Source organism: Streptomyces sp. NPDC040432 (genome assembly GCF_055595445.1).
In genome coordinates this window covers 347,858-370,763 of record NZ_JBVIVP010000003.1, presented here as the reverse complement: position 1 = coordinate 370,763, position 22,906 = coordinate 347,858, and the positions used below count along the sequence as shown (strand labels likewise).

Here is a 22,906-nt window from a genome sequence, read left to right as displayed (position 1 = left end):
TTCGGGCCAAAGACCCAGGTGCCCGTGAGTACCGGGGAATCCTAGCCTCCTCGAACACTCAGACCACCGCCGCGTTCTGAGTGCCCATCAGCGGGGTGTCCGTCCTGACCACCCTGCGGAACGCGGCCGTGCCGCGGTTGAGGTCGTGTCCGATCGCGATGGCGTCGATGTCCGCGGAGAACCACCGGGCCCCGTCGCCGTCGGGCGGATCCTCCCGGACCCGCAGGCGGCCGTGCACCACGAGCGGTTCGCCGACCGAGACGGAACCGGCCAGGTTCACCGCGAGCACACGGCGTGCCCACACCGTGTAGAAGCTGGTGGCCCCGTCCGTCCAGGCGTCCGTCCGCCGGTCGAAGTACCTCGGCGTGACGGCGAAGCGGAACCTCGCCGACGGGCCGGTGGGCGTCTCCTTGAAGTCGATCTGCGTCGCCACGTACCCGACCAGCGTCACCAGGGTGTCGTTCATCCCGGCCGCCCTCCCCACATGTGCCGCACCCCCGCGGGCCGTCCGCACGGGTACCCCGGCGGACCGGCCGCGCGAGGTACGACCATGCTGGACCCGACCCCCGGGTCCCGCTCCGGCCTGTGGACTACTGGCGGGTTGTGGACAACTTGCTCCCCCCTGCGGCCACCGTGGCGTACTGCTCGCGCACCTCCCGGTAGCGCAGCAGCTCGGCCGCGACCGGCTCCAGGACCCGGGCCCGTCCGCAGCCCGCCGCGGCCTGCCGCAGCCGGCGTTCGGCGTCCTGCCCGTAGCGGCGGGCCGGACCGCGCGCCGCGAGGGAGCAGGCCCACTCCACCAGCGGTCCGCCGATGATGCCCGCCACCATGAACAGCACCGGCGGCATCAGCTTCGGTTCGAGGACGCCCACGATCTGCCCGACGAGCCACAGCCCGCCGAAGATCTGAACGAGCGTCATGGCCGCCTGGGCGAGCACCGCGGCGGGCCACCACGTCGGCCGGGGCGGCTTGGCGCCGGGAACGGCGACCTCGGGGCCCAGGGTCACGGCCAGCTCGTCCAACGCCTCGGGCAGCTGTTCGCCACCGCGCACGGCGGTCTCCCGGACCGCTTGCGCCCAGGGGTCGGGCAGCCCGATGACCGCCTCGTCGGCGACGGTCCGTACGGCCTGTTCCACGCGCTGCCGGGCGGTCACCTCCTCCTCCACGGGTGCCGGCGCGGACGGCGTAGTGGAGCGGCCGATCGCGGCGAGGGCGGCCAGTCCGGCCAGGGAGCGCGGGGCGCGGCGGCCCTCGTACCACCGCCACAGCCGCAGCCAGGGCGTCCCGCACGCCTTGCCGGCGTTGCGCCGCCAGGCCCGTTCGGCGGCGAGGCCCGCCGCGTAGGCGCCGACGGCTTCCGCGAGCCGGTCCTCGAACTCGGCGCGCGCCGCCTCGCCGATCTCCGGCCCCGGGTGCCCGTCGGCGACGTACAGCGGGCGCAGGCGCAGCGCGGCCCGATCGACATCGGCGGAGATCCGCCGGGTCGCGGCGCCCTTCTCCTGGGTGAACTGTCCGAGGAGTTCGCGGAGTTCCCCGACGCCTTCACCCGTGAGGGCGGACAGTCCGAGGACGGTGGCTCCGGGTTCGCCGTGCTCGCCGAGCGCGATGCCGTCGTCGTCGAGGAGCCGGCGCAGGTCGTCGAGGACGAGGTCGGCGGAGTCGCCGGGCAGCCGGTCCACCTGGTTCAGCACGACGAAGGTGATCTCCGCGTGTCCGGCGAGGGGGCGCAGGTAGCGCTCGTGGAGGACGGCGTCCGCGTACTTCTCGGGGTCGACGACCCACACCACCGCGTCGACCAGGGCCAGGACCCGGTCCACGTGGTCCCGGTGCACGCCGAGCGCCGAGTCCAGGTCGGGCAGGTCGACGAGGACCATGCCGCGCAGGGCCTCGGCCTCGGAGGTCTCGCGGGGCCGGCGCCGTAGCCGGCCGGGGATCTCAAGCCGGTCCAGGAGGCCGGCGGCCCCGTCCGACCAACTGCACGCGATGGGTGCGGCGGTGGTCGGGCGGCGCAGTCCGGTTTCGGAGATCTGCACTCCGGCGAGTGAATTGAACAGCGTGGACTTGCCGCTTCCGGTGGCCCCGGCGATGGCGACGACGGTGTGCTGCGGTGACAGACCGCGGCGCGCCGCGGCCTCGTCGAGGACCCGGCCGGCCTCGGCGAGGGTCTTGCCGTCGAGCCGGGTGCGGGACAGTCCGACGAGCTGGCGCAGGGCGTCGAGCCGCGTCCGCAGGGCCTGGGCCTCGGGGCTGAGGGGTGGCGCGGAGACCTTGCCGCCGTCGCTGCCCGCCCCGGAGACGGCGCGGACGAGTTCCTCGTCGCCCTCGCCCAGCACCTCCGCGTCGTCGTGGTCCCCGTCGCACAGGCCCTCGTCGCAGAGGCCCTCGCCGCACAGTTCGCCGCCGGAGCCGGGGACGGCGCCCAGGTTCCTTCGACTCTTGGGCCGGGGGCGGGAGCGCGCGATGAACCCGTCGTCCCAGCGGTCATCGGTGCGGTCACGGTCGGTCAGGGCGGTCACCGCGTCACCTCTCCTTCTGCAGTACGGACAGCGCGGCGATCAGCTCGGCCTGTGGTTCCGGGGTCACTTCGAGCGCTTCCAGCGGGGCGAGACGGCGGTCGCGTTCGGCGCGCAGCACCTCGTCGAGGTGGTCGCCGACGAGTTCCCCGCCCCGGTCGCGCAGGCGTACGGCGGCCTGGACGCCGATCCGCTCGGCGAGCTTCTCCCCGGCGGGGCGGGCACGCTTGCCGCCGAGGAGGGCCGCGACGAGGAGGGCCGCGACGCCGTCGGGGTCGGGCAGCGGTTGCTTGTCGAGGTGGGCGACCTCTTCCTCCGCGAGTTCCTCCAGGACGCGGCGCCAGCGCCGTACGGCCATGCCGATACGTTCCGCCGCGTCCCGGTCGGGCGCGGGCAGGGACACCGCCGCGGCGGCCGGTTCGCGTCGCCACGCTTCGGCGATCCGCTCGTCGGCGGCGGCGACGGCGCACTGGAGCAGTGCGGCGAGGGATTCGGCGAGGGAGTCCAGCAGCTCGTCGGCGCTGGTGTCGAGGGGGTATCCGCGCCACCTGGTCAGGGCGTCCCCGGCGAGGACGGCGCCTTGGTCGAGGCGGTTGCGGACCCGCTTGCCCTCCCGCTTGTACGCGTCCTCGACGGCCGATGTCAGCCGTACGGCGGCGGCGTGCTGGGCGGCGACGGCCGAGGCGAGCTCCGGCATCCGCCGCCCGAGGGAGTCGAGCGCGCCCAGCGCGGTGCGCCCGACGGCGTACTGCCGGGCGGCGGGGTCCTGGGCGTGGTGGCTGAGCCAGGCGAGCAGCGGCGCGACGGCGCTGGCCGGAAGCAGCCCGCCCCCACCCGCCGACTCGGGCAGTTCGGGCACCGTGAACCGCGGTACGTCGCCCAGCCCGGCCCGGGTGAGCAGGGCCCCGTACTGCCGCGAGACCTCGGTGAGCACCTGGTGCGGGACCCGGTCGAGGACGGTGACGAGGGTGGCCTTGTACTGCTTGGCGGTGCGCAGCAGGTGCCAGGGCACGGCGTCGGCGTACCGCGAGGCGGTGGTGACCATGACCCAGACGTCGGCGGCGCAGATGAGTTCGGCGGCGAGCGTGCGGTGCTCGACGACGAGGGAGTCGATGTCGGGGGCGTCGAGGATGGCGAGCCCGCGCGGGAGGGTGGAGACGGTCTCGATCCGCAGTTCGCGGGCGGAGGTGCGGCGGTTCTGGGTGCGGAGGGGGTTCCTCTTGGCCGGGGTGGCCGGTTCCTCGTCCTCCTGGGGCGCCCAGACGCGCATCAGGTCGGGGAGGATCCGCATCCCGGCGAACCAGTGGTGGTCATCCGGATGGCAGACGAGCACCGGTGTGCGTGTCGTGGGGCGCAGCACGCCCGCTTCGCTGACCTGCCGGCCGACGAGGGAGTTGACGAGGGTGGATTTGCCGGCCCCGGTCGACCCGCCGATGACGGCGAGCAGGGGCGCCTCGGGCGCCTTGAGCCGGGGTACGAGGTAGTCGTCGAGCTGCGCGAGCAGCTCGGCTCTGGTCTGGCGGGCGCGCGGGGCGCCGGGCAGGGGCAGCGGCAGACGCACGGACGCGACCCGGTCGCGCAGGGCGGACAGGGCATCGAGCAGCTGAGGCCGTACATCCAAGGTCACCACATGCGAAGAATGCCCAATTTAGGACCATTTTTGAAGCTTATACGCCCTCTGCGCGCCGACGGCGACTCCAGCGGAACATCAAGGACACGGCGGACGAGTGGGACGCAGGCATAACGAGTGCACAACACCCAGGGCGACGCGGCGCAAAAGCGATGCGAGAATCGCACCTGCCTGCGAGTATCGGGACCGCTTCACCGAACCTCCACATCGTGGCACGCGGGTGAAGCAACCGGGACAAGGCAACCGGAGCCCTATCCTTGACCCGGCACGGACGGCGCCCCACCCCCACCCAGGGGCTCCAGGCCACAACGGCCACCTTCCGGCCCCCGTAGCTCAGCGGATAGAGCAGGTGCCTTCTAAGCACTTGGCCGCAGGTTCGAGTCCTGCCGGGGGCACCACTTCTCCACCCCTCGAAGCCCTCCCTCACGGGAGGGCTTTCGTGCAGGTCAGGGGCACGCTACCGAGTCGCCGGTAGCCCCGCGGTAAGGGTCCGGCCGGCGCCTGGCGGCGCCGGCTACAGTCCGACTCTCACCGACTGATTCCCGCTTTCTACGGGTGTCCACGGTGGATACGCGGTGGCGTTTCCGGGTCCCCCCTCAGATCTCGGGCAGGTCCCCTCCGGCCTCGATGCGCTTCTTCAGGTCGCTCAGATGACCGACGATGCAGCGGGCATAGACCGCCAAGAGCACCGGGACGCTGTTGCCCGCCCACTCCGCCACCTGCGCCGGCGGCACCCCGTCGTTGAGCCAGTTGGTCAGACACGTGTTCCGCAGGTCGTAGACGCGCTTCCCGAGGGGAGATGCGAACTCCTCGGGAGTGAGAGTCTCCTGACGTGCAGATCGCCACGCTCGGCGGATGACCGAGCCGGCGAGCATCTCTCCCTTTTCACCCGGAAAGAGCAGGTCACCGGGCCTGAGCCCTTCCCGTTCGATGTGCTCTCGCAGGACCCTTGTCAACGCCGGTCGGCACGGGACCGTGCGCATGTCGTCCCTGGCCCGACCCTTCAGGCCTCTCTCCTCGTGAATCGCACCATCGTTCGTCCAGTGCTTGCCGACCTCGGGCTGGGCAGTGTGAATCAGCAGCTCGCCCCACTGGTCGGCAGCCTTCGCCGAAGGAAGCCGGACATCCATGACGTACATGGCGACCGCTTCTTCCGGCCGCGGCCCGGCGTAGTACATCGTGGCGAAGAAGGCGTGAAGGCGAAGACCCCCACGGGGTCGCCGACGTACCCACCCGAGAAGGGCAGCCGCCTGGCGCGGATTGATCAGCGAGCGCTTGTCGACGGCAATCGACGTCTTCGGCGCCGTACCTCGTCCCTTGGGCAGAGGGTTGGTACGTAAAACGTTCTCCTTTACGGCGTATTCGAGCATGACGTTCAACACACGCCGATTGCGCTTGATGGTGCTCGCAGCAGTCTCGGAGCCGTCGAGGCGGCTCGATACCGCCTGGAGTACCGCTTCGACCCGTGAGGAGTCCTCCCAGACCGCCATGGAATGGCAGTTGCGCTCCACCCACTTGAGCGCAGTAGCGACCTCCGGCGGTGCTTCCGCCCTACGGCGGGTGTTGAAGGCAAACTCACGGAGCGCGGTCCGCAGGGCCACGGGATCGAGTGTGCTCGGCACCGATGTCCGCAGGAGGGCACTGGTGGCCGTCATGAGGACCTTGGAGGTCGTCTTACGGCTATTGCCGCTGGTGCGGTGCCACTGGGCATCCGTGAACCTCAGGGCGAATTCGTACCAGCTCACCGAGCTAGCGCCCGACGTGTGCGAGAGCGGCCGTCCCGTCAGCACGCTGAAGGCCTCGCCGCGACGTGTGGCACTGACCAGTTCGGAGCGGAAGGCGTCGGCAAGCGCTCGGGTGGCGAAGGGGGTACGCCATTCACGCCCTGCCAAAAACCATCGCACGGTGTAGGTGGTGCCCTTGGCCTGCTTTCGGGACCCGATTTTCCAGATCTTGACCTCGTACGTGGTGTCCATCAGGCCGCGGCCTCGCAATCGTTCAGCCAGAGATCCAGGTCATCGCGACGCACGCGCAGTTCCCCGTTCGGGAGCTTGATGCAGCGGGGGGCGCGGTGTTTCAGCCGCCACTCGTAGAAGGTGGAGCGAGAGATGCCGAGTTCGTCACAGACCTCCGGGACTTTGAGCATCCCCCGCCTGCTGGTGTGCGTGGCCATGTGGGTTCCTTTGAACCGGCAGCAGGGCACGGTCGACGGGAGCCGGCCGTGCCCTGCTGAGGATGGGGTGTGGGCTAGTTGGGCTTCGGGAGACGGACTCGCGGCACCGAGGCTGGGGAAACCCGGTGAATCCACATTGCGTTGAGTCGCGACTCAAGCGACTCAGAGCGGCTCAGAGGGTGGTCTGAGTGGGGTTGAGTCGCTTGAGTCGCGACTCAGTGGAATGTGGCGCCGACTGGTTGAGCGTGATCCCGGTGTACGTCGGGACCTGTCGGCCGTACTCGTCCCGCGGGCGTTCCCGGTGGAGCTGGGGGACGACGGATTGCAAGTTGCGGCCGAAGACCTGCTTCGTGCCGGCACGTACGCCGTTGTCCTCGGCCCACTCGCGCCAGACGTTCCACAAGGCGTCCACGGGCACGGCGCATTCGGGTCCGGTGGTGCAGCGTTCGCGGACGAATGCACTGGTGGGGGAAGCGGTGTCCTGCATGATCATGACCGCGTCGAGGGAGGATGCGGGTTGGGTGATCCGGCCGGTCCGCTGGAGTCGGGCGAGGCCGTCCAAAGCCCAGTTCAGGATGCCGGGCATCTCGCGCTTGAGGGACGCGTCGAGGGTGGTGTCTTCCTTGCCGAGCCAGGAGACGGTCATGTTGAGGACGATGAACCGCCTTGCGATGACGCCGGAGGAGTCGCCGAAGCTGGGGAGTTCGTTGGTGAGGATCATCAGCCGGGTGGGGAGTTTCCCGGTCCACAGGTCGCGGTACTTACGGTCGATGTCGATGGTGTCCTCGCCGGAGATGGTCAGGAGCCGTTCCACCACCTGACCGCCCTCGTTGCCGGTCAGGCGGGCATCGGAGATGACGGCCAACGGCTTGTCGACCAGTGAGGACAGTCCAAAGTTGGTGCCGAGGCTGGCCAGGGTGGGGCCGGCGATGTTCTTCTTGCCGACGAACTCGGTCAGGATCCGTGTGATGGTGCCCTTCCCGGACCGGGTGGGTCCCTTCACGAGCAGGATCTTCTGTTGGTCCGTGCGCCCGGAGAGGACGTAGCCGAACCACTCCTGCAAGGCCTGGATGGCGCTGGGGTCATCGGGCCAGAGCTGGTTCAGGAACTTCTCCCAAGCCGGGGCCGTGGCGTCCTCGTCGTAGGCGAACGGCACCGACACCAGGTTGAAGAACCCCGGCGTGTGAGGCAGCAGGGCCCGGTCCCGGATCCGCAGAAGCCCGTTCTCGCACGCCACGATCGGGCTCCGGTCCGCCGCGGCTTCCTCCCCGTCGATCCATGACGGCGCGTCCACTTCGGAGGGAAGGAGCGTGATGGCCGAGAGAGCGTCCAGAAGGTTGCTGAGCTTGGTCCGGGTCGGCGCCCAGTCCTTGACCTCCGGCAGCCCGTCCTTGTCGGTCCCGGCCACGTAGGTCGCGTGCTCCAACAGCTTGTACAGCGTGGCGCGCATCTGCTGCTCCTCGAACTCGCGCCAGCAGGTGCCGGTCCAGCGCATCCACGATCCCCGCCACCGCCGGCACAGCAGGTGCCCTTGTTCGTCTTCCCAGTCGGGCAGGATCCGGCGTGCGACGGCCATGGGGTTGGTCGGAGCGGGCAGCTCCTCGGCGCGGCTCATGCGACCTTCCTCCCTTCCTGCGGGGTGATGCGGGGGCATTCGGTGCGGTGCTGCTGGTGGTCGGCGATCAGGGCGAGGGCGCGCCGGTGGCCGGCCGCGAACAGGTCGCGTCCGCACGAGCACCAGGACCGGACGGACGGGGTCACGCCGCGGCCGGGGGCGACGGTGTGGAGCCAGGCGACGGGGCGGCGGCCGTCGTCGCCGTGCGGGTCAGGGCGAGGGGCAGAAGGGACGCCTTCGGCGGCGGCCTTCGGCGCACCACGCCCGTCCGCGGCCGGGGTCTGTTCGGCGGGGTGGGGGTTGGTGGTCACGATGCCCTCACCGCGACCGCGTTGAAGCCGTTGGCGACCGCGCGGGCCACATACGCCTTGGGCACGTCGACGGCGACGGCCGCGTCGATGATGCGGTCACCGAGGATCTCCAGGCCGCAGGGGCCGGGGCAGGCGGTGTGCTGGTTGGCGAGGAAACGTGCGACCCCGTACGCGGTACTGCCGGCGCCTTCCTCGCGGCAGGCGGCGATCCGGGCGAGACCCCGTTCCAGACCGGTGCGGACGAAGGCTTCGGTATGGCGGCATCCCGTGGCTACCGACCGGTCCCAGACGGCGCGGGTGGGCGAGGAAGAGTCCACCTCCGCCCGAGGCGGGCGGGTGGTCTCTTCCCTCACGACCAGCTCGCGGACGATGTCCGGCAGGAGCGTGATCGACCCGGTTCCGGGGCCGTACCAGCGGGTGTATTGCATGCGGGATTTGACGTCGATGCCGGGCCGAACCTTGTTGGCGGACTGCATGGCGCCCCGGTAGATCCAGTGCTCCCCGCGGGTCGTCGCCACGACCTTGGTGACAGGAAGGTTCTGGCGAGCCCAGGTGACGGCGTCCGCGTTGTCGAGGTCCACAACCGTGAGGTCGGCGCCGCCCGGGTGGTAGCCGACCGCTTCGGCTTGGCGCCAGGCGGTCGCCCAGGCCGGGGAGGTGAGGACGCCGGGGTCGGTGGTCGCGGCGGCCCAGCCGTGGCACGGGCGGGGGCACTGGCAGGGGCCGGCGGCCTTCATTTGGGGCCGGTCGCCGCAGAGGGAGCCGGTGCAGGCGGGGCAGTCCCGAAGGGAAGCTTGCCCTCCCGCAGGGGCAGTGCGGGCAAGCCCATGTCGGCGAGCCAGAGAGCGGTTTGCAGGTTCGGGGGTAAGACCGCGCGGCCGGGGCCTCGCGGGAAGTCGGTGGTGTGAGTCATGCTGGTCTCTCCAGTTCTTGAGCGTTCTGGACGAGAGCGGCCCCGCTTCATTGGCGTGAGAGGGGGCCGCTCTTGGCCTGTCGGACGGGTGATGCGGAATCCCTGCCGCAGGTGGGGCAGGGAGGCTTGGGCACCCCCTGGCGGGGGGCGTGTGGAGGGGGTTTCGGGGGCCTGACCTGCGGCGCCTCCCTGCCTCCCTGACAGATCATTTGCGCAGGTCAAGCCGAGGGAGGGGGGTCAGGGAGGCGGTCAGGGACTTCTCCCTGCCTCCCTGCCCCGTGCGGGGTGCGGCTCCCTCTACTCGGCGGCGGAAGCGGAACCCGTCTCGGGGCGTCCGGCGAGGACGCGGGCGATGCGGTCGCGGCCGATGACCATGCGCCCGTCGGACTTGTAGGGTTCGGCGCCGGTGCCGTCGAGGACGCGCTTGAGGTCGAGGAAGGACCAGCCGCCGTACGCGTCCTCGTTCAGTGCGGCCAGCCGCTTGAGGACGTCATGGGTCAGGACGCGGGGGTTGTCACCGAGCACGGTGAGGATGTCCGCGAGCGGATCGACCGCCGGCTCTCGGGCGACCGTGTGGGCGGTGGTGACTCCGTCGCGCAGGGCCTTGGCCCGGTCGGCGACCGCGGTGGCCTGGTCGGTGTCGACGTAGTGCGTGCGGACGGTGATGGAGGCTTGGCCGGCGGGGATGGTGATGCCGTCCGAGGCGACGACCACGGTCCCCTTGTCGAGACCCTGCCGGAGCAGGTGCGGTGCCGCCCCGCCGTCGACGGCCTTGTCACCCAACGCCATGCGGGCCTGGGATTCGGTGCCGAGCACGAGGGACACGCGGGTGTGGGCGCCTTCCCGGACCAGCTTGGGAAGGTTCTGGTCGGTGGGGTCCTGTGTTCCCTCCCACAGGACGACGTCCACGGCCCGCCCCTGGTTGTGGATCTTCCGGACGGCCATGAAGTACCGGGATGTGGCCTTGGATCCGCCGTAAGGGCGCTTGTCGTCGCCGACGGCCGGGCACATGAACGCGACCTGCGCTTCATCCACGATGCCGACCAGCGGCGGGAACACGGTGCCGGGCGGGGCCTGGATGCGGCGTTCCATCTCGGCGACCAGGCCCTCGACCATCTCGGTCGCCTCGATCACGTGCTCATCGGTCGGCCCCTGGATCAGGGTGGTGGCGAGGCCGTCGAACATGCCCCAGTCTCCGACGCCCTTGAGGTCGGCGATCCGGAACTCCACCGTGCGATCGAGGGCGAGCCACAAAGCGAGTGCGCGCAGGGCGGCGGTCTTGCCCTGGTTGGAGAGGCCGGTGATGAGGACCATGCGCTGGTACAGGCTCATCCTCGCCGCGTCGCCGCGCAGGTCCTGACCCCAGGGGGCCTTGCCGGTCTTGTAGTTCGCGGTGGCCGTCTGGTCGGTGACCAGCGGGGACGGTCCGATCGGCTCGTCCAACGCTCCGGAGTCGGCGATCCACAGCCGGACGGTGCGGGCGGCGGTGGGCAGGGTGATGAAGACTTCGTGTTCGTGGCGGGCGAGGTTCTCGGCGAGCTTGCGGCGGCGGCCTTGGACTTCGGCGGTCGAGACGCCGGAGGGCAGGGTGACGTCGACTTCCACGCCACATCCCGCGATCCGGATCGGCCCGAGCATCCCGGCGCCCGCGTCCCCCATCTCCCTGATCGCACCCCGAAGCGGGCCGATGCCCAGATCCCGCAGGGCGGTGACGACGATCGAGGGGGTGATCGGGGCGCCGGCGTCGTCGCGCTGCTGGGTGGGAAGCGCCCACTGGGGTGCGGTCTGCCGTTGGCGGCCGACGCCCCACAGGGCCAGTAAGGCCAGCCAAGGCCCGATGGTGACGGCCGGTCCCCACACGATCGTGCCGATGTGGACGATCCAGCGGATCGCTTCGATCACCGCCGAGATCGGGGCGACCACGTCGGCGATGTCCTTGTTGGCGATGGCCAGCACGATCCCCAACGCCAGCAGACCACCCACGGTCAGCCCGGTGCCGAACAGAGCGCTCCGGGCAGCGTCCTGGGGTGCTTTCAACAGGTCCATGCGGCGGTGATGGCGGGCGGCCCGGAAGCGGGTGAGGCGGTCTTCCCACTCCTTGGCCTCCTCCCAGTTCCCCGCCGCTTCCGCCGCCCGGATCATGCGTTCGTACCGGGACCCGGTGCGGCCGTCCCAGGTGCGCTTCGCGGTGATCCGAGTTCCGCCGAACACGTACATGCCGTGCCGGGCCACCAACCGGGCCGCGGTGTGGGTCCGCTCGTGCGTGACGACCGTGCGCAGGCCGCGGGCGGTGCGCTTCCACACCCGAACCGGCCGCACACCCTCGGCGACCGAGGTCGTGTCGGTGGTGGGGGTCGTGTCGGTGGTGGTGGGTTCTTTGAACAGGGGGACGACGTTGTCGGTCATGCTGTGAACTCCTGCTCTCGCCGAAAGGCGGGTGGGTAGGGACCGGGGCGGCCGGCGTTCTTTGGCGAGAGGGACGGCCGCCCCGGGGCACAGCTACTTGTTGATGCGGGCCTTGCGCGCAGCCTTCTCGGCCGCCTTCGCGTCCAGCGCCTGGCGCTCTTCGCGCTCGCGGGCGCCGTCGATGATCCGATCGACCTTCTTCTCCAGGTCGCCCTGGTAGACGGTCTGGCTCGCGATGCCTCGCTTGGCCATCCGGGCCGCGTACCAGGCGATCTGCGCGGCTTCCTTCGCGGTGAACTTCGGGTCCTTCGCCATCACGGAACTCCTGCTCTGGGCCGGGCTGTCCGGCTCCCTGGCCGCACCGGAGCGTGTCCGGGGCGGCCAGGCAGCCGTCAGGTTCGCGCGGAGCGGCTCGGCCTGGTAGGCGGGCCATCGGTTGGTTACGGCGATGCGCGTGGGATCCGGGAGGTACTACCAACGATGGCCGGAGCAACCCGAGAAGCCGGATTGTTTTGCTCGGTTATCGCCTGAATCTCTGACCTCAGAACGTCCAGGGCCCTTGTCCCGCCCGCTGCTGTGCGAAGCCATCCGAGACCGCGAAAGGGGTGGAAGGGCCCGATGTCGGAGCCCGATACGAGCGCCCGTAGGGGCATCTTCAGGAGGACACGAAAATGGACGTTCTGATCTGGCTGGTGGTCCTGACTCTCGGTCTGGTGACGGCGGGCGCCGCTGTCGCCGCGGCCGTGATGGTCCGGCGCCACCCCGACTGGAATCAGCCGGTGCTTGTCGCGCTCGGCGTGATCACCGTCATCGTCATGGCCGTTGGCATGATCATCTCGATGCGCTGAGGCTGGCCTCGGCGCGTGGACGCGACGCACCGGCCTGAGGCCAGTTTCACAGCGCCGATCCGGTGAGGGCTCCCTGAACGGGTGAGCCCTCACCGGCGAGCTGAGACCTCCGAGGAGAAGGTTCAGCCGCGCTTGCGGCGGGCCTTGCGCACGTTATTCGCGGCCTGCGTTCCGGCCTCGCCACCGACCGCCTTGACGACGGTGTGGACGCCCCAGCCGAGGACCAGGGCGAGGAAGGCCAGGAACGCGATGTTCGCGGCCATGGCGGTCAGGGCGGCGATCAGCAGCGGGCCGAAGTACACGCCGGCCGCGACGGCCCCGGCGCCGACGCCGGAACCGAGCGCCAGGCGCTGAACCGTGCGGTCGGGGGCGGCCTGGTGGATGTGTTGGTGTACGACCTGCGGCCCGGTGTACGTCTCGGGGAGCTGGTCGGCGTAGACGTGGCGGCCGTCCGGGAGTTGGACGACGCGGGCGGGTTCGGGCAGGTGATTCACGAGCGTCTCCCTTCGAAGTGGTTCACGCGGCCACGGCCGCTTCGACCGGGTCCATGAGGGTGCGGAGAGCGGCGGTGGCCTGCTGGGGGACGACCCCGTTCCCCAGGGCTTTGAGCTGGGCGGCGCGCGACAGGCCGGGGACGTCGGTGACGTGGCCCTCGGGCAGGCCCATGAGCCACTCGACGAGGAGCGGGTTCAGGCGTCCCAGAGGGTCAGTTGGTCGGGGTGCGGGGCGGTCGAGGACCGTTTCCCAACGGTGGATGGCGGGGGCGAAGCGGCCCCAATCCGGTGTGCCACCGCCGGGAGCGCCAGATCGCCCTTCGAGCCGCGTTGGTTGGGGCCGCCCTTCTCGCCGTCCGACGCGCGAGGCGTCGGGAGCAGGGCGAGCGTCGTCCGCAGATCCCGGCCACCGCTGCCGTGTTCCCCGGGCCCGTTGGTGTCCGAGGACAGGGGTGTTGGCAGCAGTGGCGTGGACGATGAGCCGGCGCCGCCGGTGGGGCGCGCCGACCTCGTCCGCGCGTACAACACGCCACTCCGCATCGAACCCGAGGGCGGCAAGGTCGGCGAGGACGACGTCGAAGCCGAGTCGAAGGTGCCCGCCGACGTTCTCAAAGATCGCGTGGCGGGGTCGTAGAACGCGAAGGGCACGGGCAATGTCGGGCCAGATGTGCCGGTCATCGGCGACTCCCTTGCGCTTCCCCGCGGAACTGAACGGCTGACACGGATAACCCCCACACACGACGTCGACCGGCTCGACCCGCTCCCAGTCGACGGCGGTCAAGTCCCCCAGGTTCGGGACCTGCGGGTAGTGGTGGGCGAGGATGCGGGAGGCGCCCGGGTCGTTGTCCGCGACCCACGCGGTCGTGCCGCCCATCACGTTGTGGACGGCCATGTCGAGACCGCCGTAACCGGTACACAGCGAACCGATGCGAAGGCTCATCCGGCCACCGCCGCCGCGGCAGCGTCCCGCTCGCGCTCCGCCCGGAGCGTCTCCCGGACGATGCGGGCCTTCGCCGGCGACGTCCGCAGGGCCTTGCGGATCCCTTCGCCGGTCAGCTTCTCGACCGGCCACGACTCCGTCAGACTCCGCGCCTCAGCCAACAACTCGATTTCCGAGCGGGTCGGTCGGGTCGATCGGGCGACCTCGGGGACTCGACCGGTCGCCCGACGCGGACGCGTCGACTCGGCCGCCACCGCCACCAGCGGACGCACCTCGATCGGCTCGACCGGAGCGACGGGGGAAGAGTCCACCTCCTCCGCCGGCTCGGACTGCTCGGCGGGGGGTTCGGCCTGTTCAGAGGTAGACCGATATGCGGGGGTGTGGGTGGATTCTTGCTCGACCGGTTCGACCGGTTCGACCGGCTCGACTGCCGGTCGGTGGTGGAGGACTTTGGCTACGAGGTCGGAGCCGAAGTAGATCGAGGCGACCGGAAGCGACGTCGCCAGCAGCACGAGAGCCCAGTTCGTCAGGTTCCCCTCGGCCAGTCGACTCCAGCCGATCGACTCGGCATGCAGCTCCGGCAGCAAGCCGTGAACGTAGTTCAGGACCAGTGACGCCAGGGTGTATCCGGCGAGGACCCTCAGGGCGAACTTGCGGGCCTCGTTGGTCAGCACGAGGGCGGCGACCAGAGCGAGGGCCATCAGGCCGTCGACGACGAACGGGTACAGGGTCGCCGCGACGTCGTCGGCGCCGATGGCCTTCGCGATGTCCCGCAGGGCGTTCCAGGAGACCCGAAACGCCATGGCGACCACGACGACCAACGCGAGGACAAGGGCGATCTTCGCTTTGCGGTTCATGCCGCGTCACCGGAGGACGGGAGGTGTGCGGCCCGGTTCTCCAGCGCGGCCCACGCGGCGAGCACGCGCCGGCGGGCCCGGCGCAGTCGCTGCCGGTCGACTTCGGTGGGGGTGCGGTCCAGCGTCACGATCTGCGCGTCCAAGAGGTCGCGTTCCGCCAGGATCAGCGGCAACTCGATCTCGATCGCCATCAGCTCCGCGTCCGTCGGCTCCAGGCCGACGGACCACGGGGTAACACGGTTCTGAAGTGGGGCGATGATGTCCACGGGTCTTGCTCCTTCGGTAGAGGAACGGGACCCAACAGCAGCCCCGGCGTTCGAGCGCCGGGGCTGCACTGCGTTGGGGTGAAGCAGGAAGAAGAACTCCGGCTCCCCTCGACCCCACCCGTACGAGACGGGCAGAGGAGGCAACCGGCCGCGGCAAGGCGGCGAGGTTGAGCAGTACGCATGTCTCCTTCAGGTCTGAGACCTGGCGTAGGCGTATGGAGACGTGACCTTTCGGTCTAAGCCCTCCGGTCAATGACAAGGCGCCGGGTCGCCTCCCCCCGTCCAACGCGGGGCTCCTGGCCATGCAGAAGTGCAGTTCAAGCGCCTGTTAGGCCCCCAAGCAACTTGCCGCTTAGGGGGTCTATGCGCTGACCTGATAGCCAAGGTAGGCAGTCTCGGCGTAGCCGTCAAGCCCCCCTGGCGGTATGGTTGCTAGACCCCCTAAGCGCGGAGGATGGAATGAACGAAGAGATGCAGCGAGTTGCGCGGGTGGAAGTGCCTGTAGAGCGCGCGAAGGCTGCAATCGACCTGTTGGCGGACTACCAGGGGCGCGTAGTTGAACTCTCGCGGATCCGACGAGAGGCGATCGAAGAGGCTGCTGCGTCGGGGATGTCGCAGTCGGAGATCGCGGCACTTTTGGGTGTCAGTCGCGGCCGGGTAGGTCAGTTGGCCTCACAGGGGCCCCCGCCAGAGCGCGCCTTCTTCGGGACAGACCTCATGACGATCTCACTCGGCGGCAAGTACGAAGCCGGAAAGTCACCCGCGGAGAACCCGGGCGAGGTGGTCGCACGAGAAGACCTGGGGAACTTCGATCGACTGAGGAAGCTCTTGGCCACGCTCAAGCTCGATGCGCACTACGAAGTGATCCCACCAAGCGGCATGGTCAACCTGAACCGGGACAACCACGTCGTGGTCTGCGGGCCGCGACTCTCGCCGATCATCGCCCAGGTCCTTGAGGGCGACGACTACCTGCGCTTCGAGAAGGACCGGGCCTGGCATCTCGTGGACCTCAAAACCGAGGAGCGATTCCGGTCCCCCATGGACGAGGACGGATCGGCGGCAGACTACGGGTACCTGGCGCGTCTCCCGCGGCTTGATGGTCGAGGAACCTTCCTCTACGCCGCCGGCATCCACGCCATTGGGGCGAACGGCGTCGTGCACTACCTGGAGAACAACCTTCCGGAGCTGTACAGGGAAGTTCGCACCCGGCGCTTCTCCACTCTGATCTCCTGCCGATATGACCCCAAGACTTTGGAAGTCCTGGAGAGCAAGAGGGTCACACCGCTCTACCGACACGAGGGATGACATGCAGGTCAGCGTTGCAACTCAGGCCGGCGGTACGACCCCCAACGAAGACTGGGTAGCGGGTACCCCTAGCTTCGCGGTGGTCCTCGACGGGCTCAGCACGGCAGGTTTGGACACCGGATGCGTACACGGCGTTCCTTGGTATGTCGCGCAATTGGGCGGCCACATCGTCGCCGCTCTTGCGAACCCTGGTATGCCACTGCCGGACGCGTTGGCATCGGCGTTGGAGCGCGTGTCGCACCTTCACCAAAGCTGCGACCTGAAGAACCCCGGCACGCCGTCGGCAACCGTGGCCATTCTCCGAGAGCAGTCGGATTGCATCGATCATCTGGTCCTTGCCGACTCACCGATCGTGCTTGAGGGACCAGAGGGGTTCACAACCCTGACCGACCTCCGAGTAGATGACGTCTGCCAAGACCTACGGGCCGAAACAGAGCGTCACGCGACTGGTTCCCCGGAGCACCGAGCCAGCGTAGCGAGGCTCGTGACGGCTCAACGTCAAATCCGGAACACGCCTGAGGGCTACTGGGTAGCCGCTTCGACACCCGATGCGGCATTTCACGCACTGACGGGCACTGTGAACTCACGGGAGGTTCGGTCGGCAGCCGTTGTTTCAGACGGCGTCTCACGCCTCGTCACCGAGTATCGGATGGCCTCTTGGGAGGACGTGTTCACCCAACTGCGCAGCGAAGGCCCGGCAGCACTGATCGCGATGGTGCGCAAGGTTGAGGCGACCGATCCCCACGGTCAGCGGTGGCCCCGATACAAGGCCGGAGATGATGCCGCCGTGGCATTCTGTGAGCGTCATACCGACAATTGACCAGGCCCGAGATCAACCCGCAGACGAGCTGAACGCCCAAATTGCCACGGGACATGCGGTTTTGAAGGCAGCAGAGACGGCACAGACTTACAGGAGGAACACCGGCTTGGGGAGCGAGGAGGGCCTTGGTGATAGCAGGTGAGCAACCGTGCTCGGTTTGGCTGCTAGAACAGCCACAGCCTCGCACGCCAGCCCCGGGCCAGTCCCTCTAAGGCTCACCGCTGCGAGCTGCGTCCCTTCGGCAAGTAGCCGCGACCAATAGCGGGCCTTCTGTTTGTTCACATAGCCGATCGGCCCGACATCATTGACTGGATGTACTGCAACAGCATTGGAGTCGTGGAGGTTCGCAGGCTCGCGAACGAGATCGAGAGGCTGACCAGGGCGCAGGTCAGCCCGCGTGACTGCCGCCGCGCAATACGCGACACCTCGCAGATTGGCGACGTAAAGGCCGGCGTGCTGGAGCCGCCGATCAGTAGGGCCCACGAGTAGGCCCGTATCGTCCTCACAAAGGCGAAGTCCACCTTGGTATTCCACGAGATGAAGGCGATGCGGGCTCCCCAGTGGTGGGACAAAGCGATCTACAGGCCCACCCGACGACACATACACGATTCCCCCTCAAGTTACATTCACCTCTGGCAACCACTGCTGACATGTCTCTATAATTAACGAGATCCCGGGATTCACATCACAGGCAGCCGACTCCTTCGATGTAGACGCGCCTTCCTGTAAAGGTAGAACGGATCAGTTTCGGTACTCTCGAATTGCCAGCGATAGAATATCCCAACATATCCGATCAGGATTGAGCTGGAAAAGGAAGTGAGCCGGCCCAAGCTAGGGCTCACGAACCCCATCCCTCGCCCTATGGATACAATGGACACTTCGCTCAATCTGCGCTGCACCTTCCATACTTCGCGATCCTTGAAGGTGACCATCTGGACACTTTGCAGCAGTTCGGCACCGTCGAGGAAGGCGCAGAACTCTGGCGGGACTGCATAACCTTCCGCTTCCATTCGGCAGCCCATATGCTTCACAACGTAGCGAGCCAGATTTACGACGGCCGAAGACCAGTCGTCTCCATAGACTGCCGCCATGTCAATGAATCGCGAGGAGTAGAGCTGATCACTATTCTCCCAAATATGCTCAGCGAATCGATCGTAGGCGCGATCAAATTTTTGACTCCGCGCGTTGTTGCAGTTGGCGCAGAGATTCGAGGCGAACTTCACTCGGGATGACTTCCGCAGGGAGCGGACCGACTCTACCTTCCCCTCGCCACCCCACAGCAATCCCACACCATCAGCATTAAGCCTCCGCAGGTCGCTGTGCTTGAATTTGTGTTCTGCCGTGTCGGCCCGATTCCCACACCACCAACAATTTCCGGTTCGCGCCATCTTGTATGGGTCGAGTTCTGGCCCCTGCATGAATTCGGCATCCATGATTCACTCCGCGAATTCGAACCCAGACTGAACGAATGGATACAGGTTCCATGCTGCCGCCAGACTCGTCAAGCATTTAACATACTTCTGCCTGCACTAGATGTAGAGCGCCGACACCTAGATGCGCAAGCTTGCAGCGAAGCGGAGGTCAGCCCTGCAACGCCCCGCCAGAACGGCTGTGCAGCGGCCTTGCAGTCATTTTCCACAGGAGGTGGGGCGATCCTCGTTCAGTGCAACCGGAATACATACCTCCGGTGCACGTGCGGTGCGCCTGGCCGGAAGCAACGACACTCGCAGGCATAGATGCAGGTCGGAACCCCATAGACAGTAAACAGCGCCAGTCTCTTCTAAGCACTTGGCCGCAGGTTCGAGTCCTGCCGGGGGCACACTTCACGTCCCACCCACGGCCCTCCCTCCGGGGAGGGCTTTCGTGCAGGTCGGCGGCGCGTCACCGATCCGGCGCCGGTAGTACCGCGACACGATTCCGGCCGGCCGGTGACGGGGCCCACGGGCATCTCGCCCGTTCGTCCCGGGCAGGGTGGACCGCATGACGTCAGAGGAACCGAACACGGTCGTGCACACCGCCGTTCCCCTCACCCGGGCGATCCCGGTGCCCGAACGGGTCTGGTACGCCTCCTACGGGTCGAACATGCACATGGACCGCCTCGCCGCGTACATCTCCGGCGGGACTCCGCCCGGCGCGACGCGCACCTACCCGGGCTGCCGGGACGGACGGGCGCCGGAACGGTCGATCGCGGTCGAGCTGGAAGGCTGCCTGTACTTCGCCACGGAATCACCCGTGTGGACCGGCGGCCGCGCGTTCTACGACCCCGGGGCCACCGGGCGGCTGTGGGGACGCGCGCACCTGGTGACGGTCGGCCAGATCTCGGACATCGCCACCCAGGAGATGTACCGGGATCCCGCCGCGGACCTGGATCTGTCGACGGTCCTGCGGGACGGTCGCGACGAGATCGGCCCGGGGCGGTACGAGACGCTGATCTGCCCGGGCACGATCGACGGCGTCCCGGTGCTGACCTTCACGGCCCCCTGGGCCCACCGGGACGTCGAGGCCGTCACCCCGTCGGCCGCCTATCTGCGCCACCTGGCCGGCGGCCTCCTGGAATCCCGGCCCCGGGCGGAGCGGGGCATCGCGCGGTACCTCGCCGACTGCCCGGGCGCCGCGGGCACCTGGACGGCCCGCCGGGTCCACGCGTTGTTCGCCGGGGACACCGGTCGGTGACAGTCGCGCGGTGACGTACGGGCGATGGCATCGGTCGCCGGCATCACCGTCCGGCCGAACTGCTCCCCGTCCCGGCGCCGGGACGGCGGCGGCGGGGCCGGGGGCCGGTCGGGCCCCCGGAGCGGGCGTGCGGGCGTGCGGGTGGCTCAGGAGGTGGCCGTCAGGTGCCGGGAGACGGCCCCGATCAGGGCCTCCCGGTGCTCCAGGAGGTAGAAGTGGCCGCCGGGCAGCGTCTGGAGGTCGAAACCGGCCGGGGCGACGTCGGACCAGGCGGTCATGTCCTCGATGGTGGTGGACGGGTCCCCGTCCCCGATGTGGGCGTGGACGGGACAGCCGACCGGGGTCGCCGGTCGCGGGCCGTAGGTGCCGACGACCGTGAAGTCCGCCCGGATCGCGGGCAGGAGGATCTCCCTCAGGTCGGGGTCGTCCAACAGGGAGTCGTCGGTGCCGCCGAGCCGGCGGACTTCGGCGATCAGCGCCTCGTCGCCCTCCTTGTACAGGGCTCGCGGGGTCAGCCGGTGCGGGGCCTTGCGGCTCGACACGTGGAGCCCCGCGGGACTCACGCCGTACCGGCCTTCCAGCCTCAGGGCCACCTCGTAGGCGACGGAGGCTCCCATGCTGTGCCCGAAGAGGGACACGGGGACGTCCAGGAAGGGCAGCAGGGCGGCGGTGACCCGGTCGGCGAGTTCCTCCATGGAGTGGACGCAGGGGTCGGTGAGGCGGTCGTGGCGGCCCGGGTAGCGGGCGACGAGCACTTCGGTGTCCTCGTCGAAGGCGACGCCCCAGGAGTGGAAGAAGCTCGCCGAGCCGCCGGCGTGCGGCAGGATCACGAGCCGTCGGCGCGGATCGGCACGTACGGCGTACCGCCGGAACCACCGGTCCCCGTCCGGCCGGACGGGTGCGGCGGGGCGGCGCGTGGAAGCGAAGGCGGACGGGGAGGCCGAGGTGGAAGCGGAAGGGGTCATGCTGTCGTCCTCCGTACCAGGGCCCGTTGGGCGATGGCCACCACCCGGGGCCGGGCAAGGGCGAGGTAGTCGGCGGTGGCCAGGGCCACCGACCGGTCGAGTCGGGCCGCGTTGAAGAAGATCTCGTCGTGCACGAGCAGGTCCGGGTCGGCCACCAGGTCGAGTTCGGGATCGCGGGCGAACGGCACGACGGAACCGCTGACGCTGCCCGCCAGCCGCTCGGCCACCTCCCGGGTCGCGAACGAGGCCTCCGTCCCGGAGTACATGTCCCGCAGACCGTCCAGGTCGACCCTGCGGTCCCCCGGCACGACGGCCAGTACGTAGCGCCGCGTACGGCGGGTCAGCGCGACGCGCACCACCAGGCACTTGGCCGCCTGCTCCAGCGGGTGCCCGCGCAGCAGGCTGGCGGGTTCCGTGCGCCCCTCGGGGGCATGGTCGATGACCCGGAACCGGGCCTCGCCGGCCTCCAGCCGACCCATGAGCCAGTCGTGGGTCGTCGTCATCCCGACCGCTCCACGGACCAGCTGCGGGTGGCGTCGATCCGGGCCGCCGCGTCGTCCAGGTGGTCCTGGGCGGACGGTCCGCCAGGGTCCCGCGGCGACTGCTCCCGGGCGGAGCGGCCGACCACCACCAGGACCTCTCCCGGCGCCGCCGCGGAACGGGCGACCTGGAGGGTTTCGATCGGGATCCCGGCGCGGCCCAGGACCTCCCCGACCTCGGCGATCACCCCGGGTCGGTCCGGTGCCCGGAGGAACGCGAGGTCCGCGGCGAGCGAGAGGTCCACTTCGAACCCGCCTACCTCCACGAGGCGTTCCCCGGAACGGGGGCCGCTCAGGGTGCCGGAGACGGACACCCGTTCCCCGGACGCGAGCGTTCCCTCGATGGCGACCAGGCTGCGGCGGACGGGGTCGTCGGGGCCGGTCGTCACCTCGGCGTGCAGGCCGCGTTCCTGCGCGATCAGCGGGGCGTTGACATAGGAGATCCCGCCCTCGACGACGCCGCCGAGCGCGCCCTTGAGCGCCGACAGCGCCAGTACGGCGGTGTCGTGGCGGGCGATCTCGCCGGATACCGTCACCCGGAGCCGCTCGGGCAGCCCGCCGGCGGTGGCCGTGAACAGCCCGCTCAGCCGTTCGGTGAGGGTGAGCCACGGGTCGAGGTCCTCGTCGACCGTTCCCGTACGCACGTTGACGGCTTCGGGGACGAACCGTCCCGACAGGGCACGGCGCACGGACGCCGCGACGGACACCCCGGCCCGTTCCTGGGCCTCCTCCGTGCCGGCGCCCAGGTGCGGGGTGACGACCACGTTGTCGAGTTCGAACAGCGGTGAATCGGTGCAGGGTTCGGACGAGAAGACGTCGACGGCGGCGCCGGCGACCCGCCCCTCCTTGAGCGCGGCGTACAGCTCGGCCTCGTCCACGATCCCGCCTCGGGCGGCGTTGACGATCCGGACGCCGGGCTTGACCCGGTGCAGCGCCTCGAAACCGATGAGACCGGCGGTCTCGGGGGTCTTGGGCAGGTGCACCGTCAAGAAGTCCGACGTGGCGAGCAGCTCGTCGAGGTCGACGACCCGCACGCCGGCCGCTTCGGCGTATCCGGGGCGTACGTAGGGGTCGTGGGCGATCAGCCGCATGCCGAAGGCGGCCATGCGGCGGGCGACCAGGGTGCCGATCCGGCCGAGGCCGACGATGCCGAGCGTCTTGCCGGAGAGCTCGACGCCGGTGAACCGGCTGCGCTGCCAGTGTCCTTCCTTGAGGGCCGCGTCGGCCTGCGGGATGTTCCTGGCCACCGCGAGGAGCAGGCCGACGGTCAGTTCGGCCGCGCTGACGATGTTCGAAGTGGGGGCGTTGACCACCATGACGCCGGCCCGGGACGCCGCCGTCACGTCCACGTTGTCCAGGCCCACCCCGGCCCGACCGATCACTTTGAGCCGGGTACCCGCAGCGATGGCCTCCGCGTCCATGCGGGTGGCGCTGCGCACGAGAACGGCATCGGCCCCGGGCAGGGCCGCCAGCAGTTCCGCCCGATCGGCGCCCGCGCAGTGCCGGACCTCGAAGTCGGGGCCCAGAGCCTCGACGGTCGCGGGTGAGAGCTCCTCCGCTATCAGCACGACCGGTTTTCCCACCGGTCTGTCGGCCGTTTGTTCAACTGGCTTTTCCATGACGCGCGATTCCTCTTCT

At 69.3% G+C, this 22,906-nt stretch carries 22 protein-coding genes, 2 tRNA genes and 2 pseudogenes; 6 read left to right on the top strand and 20 right to left on the bottom strand.

Annotation, left to right across the window (positions count from 1 at the left end):
* Nucleotides 1-58: 58 nt before the first annotated feature.
* The 3 genes from ACZ58N_RS08815 to ACZ58N_RS08805 form a co-directional block, all read right to left on the bottom strand.
* Nucleotides 59-466 (bottom strand): single-stranded DNA-binding protein, encoded by a 408-nt coding sequence (locus tag ACZ58N_RS08815; RefSeq protein WP_471157141.1) that lies wholly within the window; start codon nucleotides 464-466, stop codon nucleotides 59-61.
* Nucleotides 467-590: 124 nt separating this feature from the next.
* On the bottom strand, nucleotides 591-2,516 hold the full coding sequence (locus ACZ58N_RS08810; RefSeq protein WP_471157139.1) for a YfjP family GTPase: 1,926 nt from the start codon (nucleotides 2,514-2,516) through the stop codon (nucleotides 591-593).
* Between the two features lie 4 nt (nucleotides 2,517-2,520).
* Entirely contained in the window at nucleotides 2,521-4,134 is a 1,614-nt protein-coding gene (locus tag ACZ58N_RS08805) for a dynamin family protein (protein ID WP_471157565.1), read from the bottom strand.
* Between the two features lie 331 nt (nucleotides 4,135-4,465).
* On the opposite strand from ACZ58N_RS08805, the gene ACZ58N_RS08800 reads away from it, so the two are divergent.
* A tRNA-Arg gene (locus ACZ58N_RS08800) sits at nucleotides 4,466-4,541 on the top strand.
* A 198-nt stretch (nucleotides 4,542-4,739) separates the two neighbouring features.
* On the opposite strand, the gene ACZ58N_RS08795 is transcribed toward ACZ58N_RS08800, so the two are convergent.
* From ACZ58N_RS08795 to ACZ58N_RS08765, 7 genes and pseudogenes are all read right to left on the bottom strand, one after another.
* Nucleotides 4,740-6,119 (bottom strand): tyrosine-type recombinase/integrase, encoded by a 1,380-nt coding sequence (locus ACZ58N_RS08795; RefSeq protein WP_471157138.1) that lies wholly within the window; start codon nucleotides 6,117-6,119, stop codon nucleotides 4,740-4,742.
* Nucleotides 6,119-6,316 (bottom strand): helix-turn-helix transcriptional regulator, encoded by a 198-nt coding sequence (locus tag ACZ58N_RS08790; protein WP_386957201.1) that lies wholly within the window; start codon nucleotides 6,314-6,316, stop codon nucleotides 6,119-6,121. The genes ACZ58N_RS08795 and ACZ58N_RS08790 overlap by 1 nt, the downstream gene beginning before the upstream one ends.
* 172 nt (nucleotides 6,317-6,488) lie before the next feature.
* Nucleotides 6,489-7,931, bottom strand: coding sequence for a DNA primase family protein (locus ACZ58N_RS08785; protein ID WP_471157135.1), 1,443 nt, complete (start codon nucleotides 7,929-7,931; stop codon nucleotides 6,489-6,491).
* Entirely contained in the window at nucleotides 7,928-8,242 is a 315-nt protein-coding gene (locus ACZ58N_RS08780; protein WP_471157134.1) for a hypothetical protein, read from the bottom strand. Before ACZ58N_RS08780 ends, ACZ58N_RS08785 begins: the two co-directional genes overlap by 4 nt.
* Nucleotides 8,239-9,155 (bottom strand): annotated as a pseudogene (locus tag ACZ58N_RS08775) (bifunctional DNA primase/polymerase). The gene ACZ58N_RS08780 and the pseudogene ACZ58N_RS08775 overlap by 4 nt, the downstream one beginning before the upstream one ends.
* 297 nt (nucleotides 9,156-9,452) lie before the next feature.
* Complete coding sequence (locus ACZ58N_RS08770; RefSeq protein ID WP_471157133.1) at nucleotides 9,453-11,561, bottom strand: ATP-binding protein; 2,109 nt, start codon at nucleotides 11,559-11,561, stop codon at nucleotides 9,453-9,455.
* A 93-nt stretch (nucleotides 11,562-11,654) separates the two neighbouring features.
* On the bottom strand, nucleotides 11,655-11,876 hold the full coding sequence (locus ACZ58N_RS08765; protein ID WP_471157132.1) for a DUF6257 family protein: 222 nt from the start codon (nucleotides 11,874-11,876) through the stop codon (nucleotides 11,655-11,657).
* Nucleotides 11,877-12,232: 356 nt separating this feature from the next.
* Here ACZ58N_RS08765 and ACZ58N_RS08760 point away from each other — a divergent pair, with 356 nt between their 5' ends.
* Nucleotides 12,233-12,409 carry a hypothetical protein gene (locus ACZ58N_RS08760; protein ID WP_471157130.1) on the top strand — a complete coding sequence of 59 codons (177 nt, stop codon included), beginning with the start codon at nucleotides 12,233-12,235 and terminating at the stop codon, nucleotides 12,407-12,409.
* A 122-nt stretch (nucleotides 12,410-12,531) separates the two neighbouring features.
* On the opposite strand, the gene ACZ58N_RS08755 is transcribed toward ACZ58N_RS08760, so the two are convergent.
* The 5 genes and pseudogenes from ACZ58N_RS08755 to ACZ58N_RS08735 form a co-directional block, all read right to left on the bottom strand.
* Nucleotides 12,532-12,903, bottom strand: a complete 372-nt coding sequence (locus ACZ58N_RS08755; protein WP_471157129.1) for a DUF6251 family protein — start codon at nucleotides 12,901-12,903, stop codon at nucleotides 12,532-12,534.
* 22 nt (nucleotides 12,904-12,925) lie between these two features.
* Nucleotides 12,926-13,075 (bottom strand): hypothetical protein, encoded by a 150-nt coding sequence (locus ACZ58N_RS08750; RefSeq protein ID WP_471157591.1) that lies wholly within the window; start codon nucleotides 13,073-13,075, stop codon nucleotides 12,926-12,928.
* 342 nt (nucleotides 13,076-13,417) lie between these two features.
* Nucleotides 13,418-13,777: pseudogene (locus ACZ58N_RS08745) on the bottom strand (DNA cytosine methyltransferase); the annotation flags it as partial.
* A 62-nt stretch (nucleotides 13,778-13,839) separates the two neighbouring features.
* Nucleotides 13,840-14,700, bottom strand: a complete 861-nt coding sequence (locus ACZ58N_RS08740; protein WP_471157127.1) for a DUF2637 domain-containing protein — start codon at nucleotides 14,698-14,700, stop codon at nucleotides 13,840-13,842.
* Nucleotides 14,697-14,966: a DUF6284 family protein gene (locus ACZ58N_RS08735; protein ID WP_471157125.1), complete on the bottom strand. Its 270-nt coding sequence runs from the start codon at nucleotides 14,964-14,966 to the stop codon at nucleotides 14,697-14,699. The genes ACZ58N_RS08740 and ACZ58N_RS08735 overlap by 4 nt, the downstream gene beginning before the upstream one ends.
* Before the next feature lie 459 nt (nucleotides 14,967-15,425).
* On the opposite strand from ACZ58N_RS08735, the gene ACZ58N_RS08730 reads away from it, so the two are divergent.
* Nucleotides 15,426-16,271: a sigma factor-like helix-turn-helix DNA-binding protein gene (locus tag ACZ58N_RS08730; protein WP_471157123.1), complete on the top strand. Its 846-nt coding sequence runs from the start codon at nucleotides 15,426-15,428 to the stop codon at nucleotides 16,269-16,271.
* Nucleotide 16,272: 1 nt separating this feature from the next.
* Nucleotides 16,273-17,091 (top strand): protein phosphatase 2C domain-containing protein, encoded by an 819-nt coding sequence (locus ACZ58N_RS08725; protein ID WP_471157121.1) that lies wholly within the window; start codon nucleotides 16,273-16,275, stop codon nucleotides 17,089-17,091.
* Nucleotides 17,092-17,178: 87 nt separating this feature from the next.
* Here the strand turns inward: ACZ58N_RS08725 and ACZ58N_RS08720 are convergent, their stop codons facing one another.
* Both ACZ58N_RS08720 and ACZ58N_RS08715 read right to left on the bottom strand, forming a co-directional pair.
* Nucleotides 17,179-17,574 carry an HIRAN domain-containing protein gene (locus tag ACZ58N_RS08720; protein WP_471157119.1) on the bottom strand — a complete coding sequence of 132 codons (396 nt, stop codon included), beginning with the start codon at nucleotides 17,572-17,574 and terminating at the stop codon, nucleotides 17,179-17,181.
* Between the two features lie 197 nt (nucleotides 17,575-17,771).
* Entirely contained in the window at nucleotides 17,772-18,524 is a 753-nt protein-coding gene (locus ACZ58N_RS08715) for a hypothetical protein (protein ID WP_471157117.1), read from the bottom strand.
* A gap of 314 nt (nucleotides 18,525-18,838) precedes the next feature.
* On the opposite strand from ACZ58N_RS08715, the gene ACZ58N_RS08710 reads away from it, so the two are divergent.
* Together ACZ58N_RS08710 and ACZ58N_RS08705 are read left to right on the top strand one after the other, a co-directional pair.
* Nucleotides 18,839-18,907, top strand: a tRNA-OTHER gene (locus ACZ58N_RS08710).
* Nucleotides 18,908-19,071: 164 nt separating this feature from the next.
* Nucleotides 19,072-19,764, top strand: a complete 693-nt coding sequence (locus ACZ58N_RS08705) for a histone deacetylase (RefSeq protein ID WP_471157116.1) — start codon at nucleotides 19,072-19,074, stop codon at nucleotides 19,762-19,764.
* 146 nt (nucleotides 19,765-19,910) lie between these two features.
* Here ACZ58N_RS08705 and ACZ58N_RS08700 read toward each other — a convergent pair whose 3' ends face one another.
* Genes ACZ58N_RS08700 through serA form a run of 3 tightly spaced genes read right to left on the bottom strand, consistent with a single transcriptional unit; the run spans nucleotide 19,911 to nucleotide 22,887 of the window.
* The gene (locus ACZ58N_RS08700; RefSeq protein ID WP_471157114.1) at nucleotides 19,911-20,729 is read right to left on the bottom strand and encodes a thioesterase II family protein; all 819 of its coding nucleotides are present in this window, start codon (nucleotides 20,727-20,729) and stop codon (nucleotides 19,911-19,913) included.
* Nucleotides 20,726-21,232, bottom strand: a complete 507-nt coding sequence (locus ACZ58N_RS08695; protein ID WP_471157112.1) for a YbaK/EbsC family protein — start codon at nucleotides 21,230-21,232, stop codon at nucleotides 20,726-20,728. The genes ACZ58N_RS08700 and ACZ58N_RS08695 overlap by 4 nt, the downstream gene beginning before the upstream one ends.
* The gene (gene serA / locus ACZ58N_RS08690; RefSeq protein WP_471157110.1) at nucleotides 21,229-22,887 is read right to left on the bottom strand and encodes a phosphoglycerate dehydrogenase; all 1,659 of its coding nucleotides are present in this window, start codon (nucleotides 22,885-22,887) and stop codon (nucleotides 21,229-21,231) included. The genes ACZ58N_RS08695 and serA overlap by 4 nt, the downstream gene beginning before the upstream one ends.
* Nucleotides 22,888-22,906: the final 19 nt, after the last annotated feature.

Excerpts from the sequence above, each read along its gene's own strand:
- ACZ58N_RS08750 (WP_471157591.1), bottom strand. The coding sequence starts at position 13,075 with ATGGGCCTGCCCGAGGGCCACGTCACCGACGTCCCCGGCCTGTCGCGC.
- ACZ58N_RS08785 (WP_471157135.1), bottom strand. The coding sequence starts at position 7,931 with ATGAGCCGCGCCGAGGAGCTGCCCGCTCCGACCAACCCCATGGCCGTC.
- ACZ58N_RS08725 (WP_471157121.1), top strand. The coding sequence starts at position 16,273 with ATGCAGGTCAGCGTTGCAACTCAGGCCGGCGGTACGACCCCCAACGAA.
- ACZ58N_RS08815 (WP_471157141.1), bottom strand. The coding sequence starts at position 466 with ATGAACGACACCCTGGTGACGCTGGTCGGGTACGTGGCGACGCAGATC.
- ACZ58N_RS08770 (WP_471157133.1), bottom strand. The coding sequence starts at position 11,561 with ATGACCGACAACGTCGTCCCCCTGTTCAAAGAACCCACCACCACCGAC.
- ACZ58N_RS08790 (WP_386957201.1), bottom strand. The coding sequence starts at position 6,316 with ATGGCCACGCACACCAGCAGGCGGGGGATGCTCAAAGTCCCGGAGGTC.
- ACZ58N_RS08730 (WP_471157123.1), top strand. The coding sequence starts at position 15,426 with ATGAACGAAGAGATGCAGCGAGTTGCGCGGGTGGAAGTGCCTGTAGAG.
- ACZ58N_RS08795 (WP_471157138.1), bottom strand. The coding sequence starts at position 6,119 with ATGGACACCACGTACGAGGTCAAGATCTGGAAAATCGGGTCCCGAAAG.
- ACZ58N_RS08740 (WP_471157127.1), bottom strand. The coding sequence starts at position 14,700 with ATGAACCGCAAAGCGAAGATCGCCCTTGTCCTCGCGTTGGTCGTCGTG.
- ACZ58N_RS08760 (WP_471157130.1), top strand. The coding sequence starts at position 12,233 with ATGGACGTTCTGATCTGGCTGGTGGTCCTGACTCTCGGTCTGGTGACG.
- ACZ58N_RS08700 (WP_471157114.1), bottom strand. The coding sequence starts at position 20,729 with ATGACCCCTTCCGCTTCCACCTCGGCCTCCCCGTCCGCCTTCGCTTCC.
- ACZ58N_RS08765 (WP_471157132.1), bottom strand. The coding sequence starts at position 11,876 with ATGGCGAAGGACCCGAAGTTCACCGCGAAGGAAGCCGCGCAGATCGCC.
- ACZ58N_RS08705 (WP_471157116.1), top strand. The coding sequence starts at position 19,072 with ATGACGTCAGAGGAACCGAACACGGTCGTGCACACCGCCGTTCCCCTC.
- serA (WP_471157110.1), bottom strand. The coding sequence starts at position 22,887 with ATGGAAAAGCCAGTTGAACAAACGGCCGACAGACCGGTGGGAAAACCG.
- ACZ58N_RS08695 (WP_471157112.1), bottom strand. The coding sequence starts at position 21,232 with ATGACGACGACCCACGACTGGCTCATGGGTCGGCTGGAGGCCGGCGAG.
- ACZ58N_RS08715 (WP_471157117.1), bottom strand. The coding sequence starts at position 18,524 with ATGGATGCCGAATTCATGCAGGGGCCAGAACTCGACCCATACAAGATG.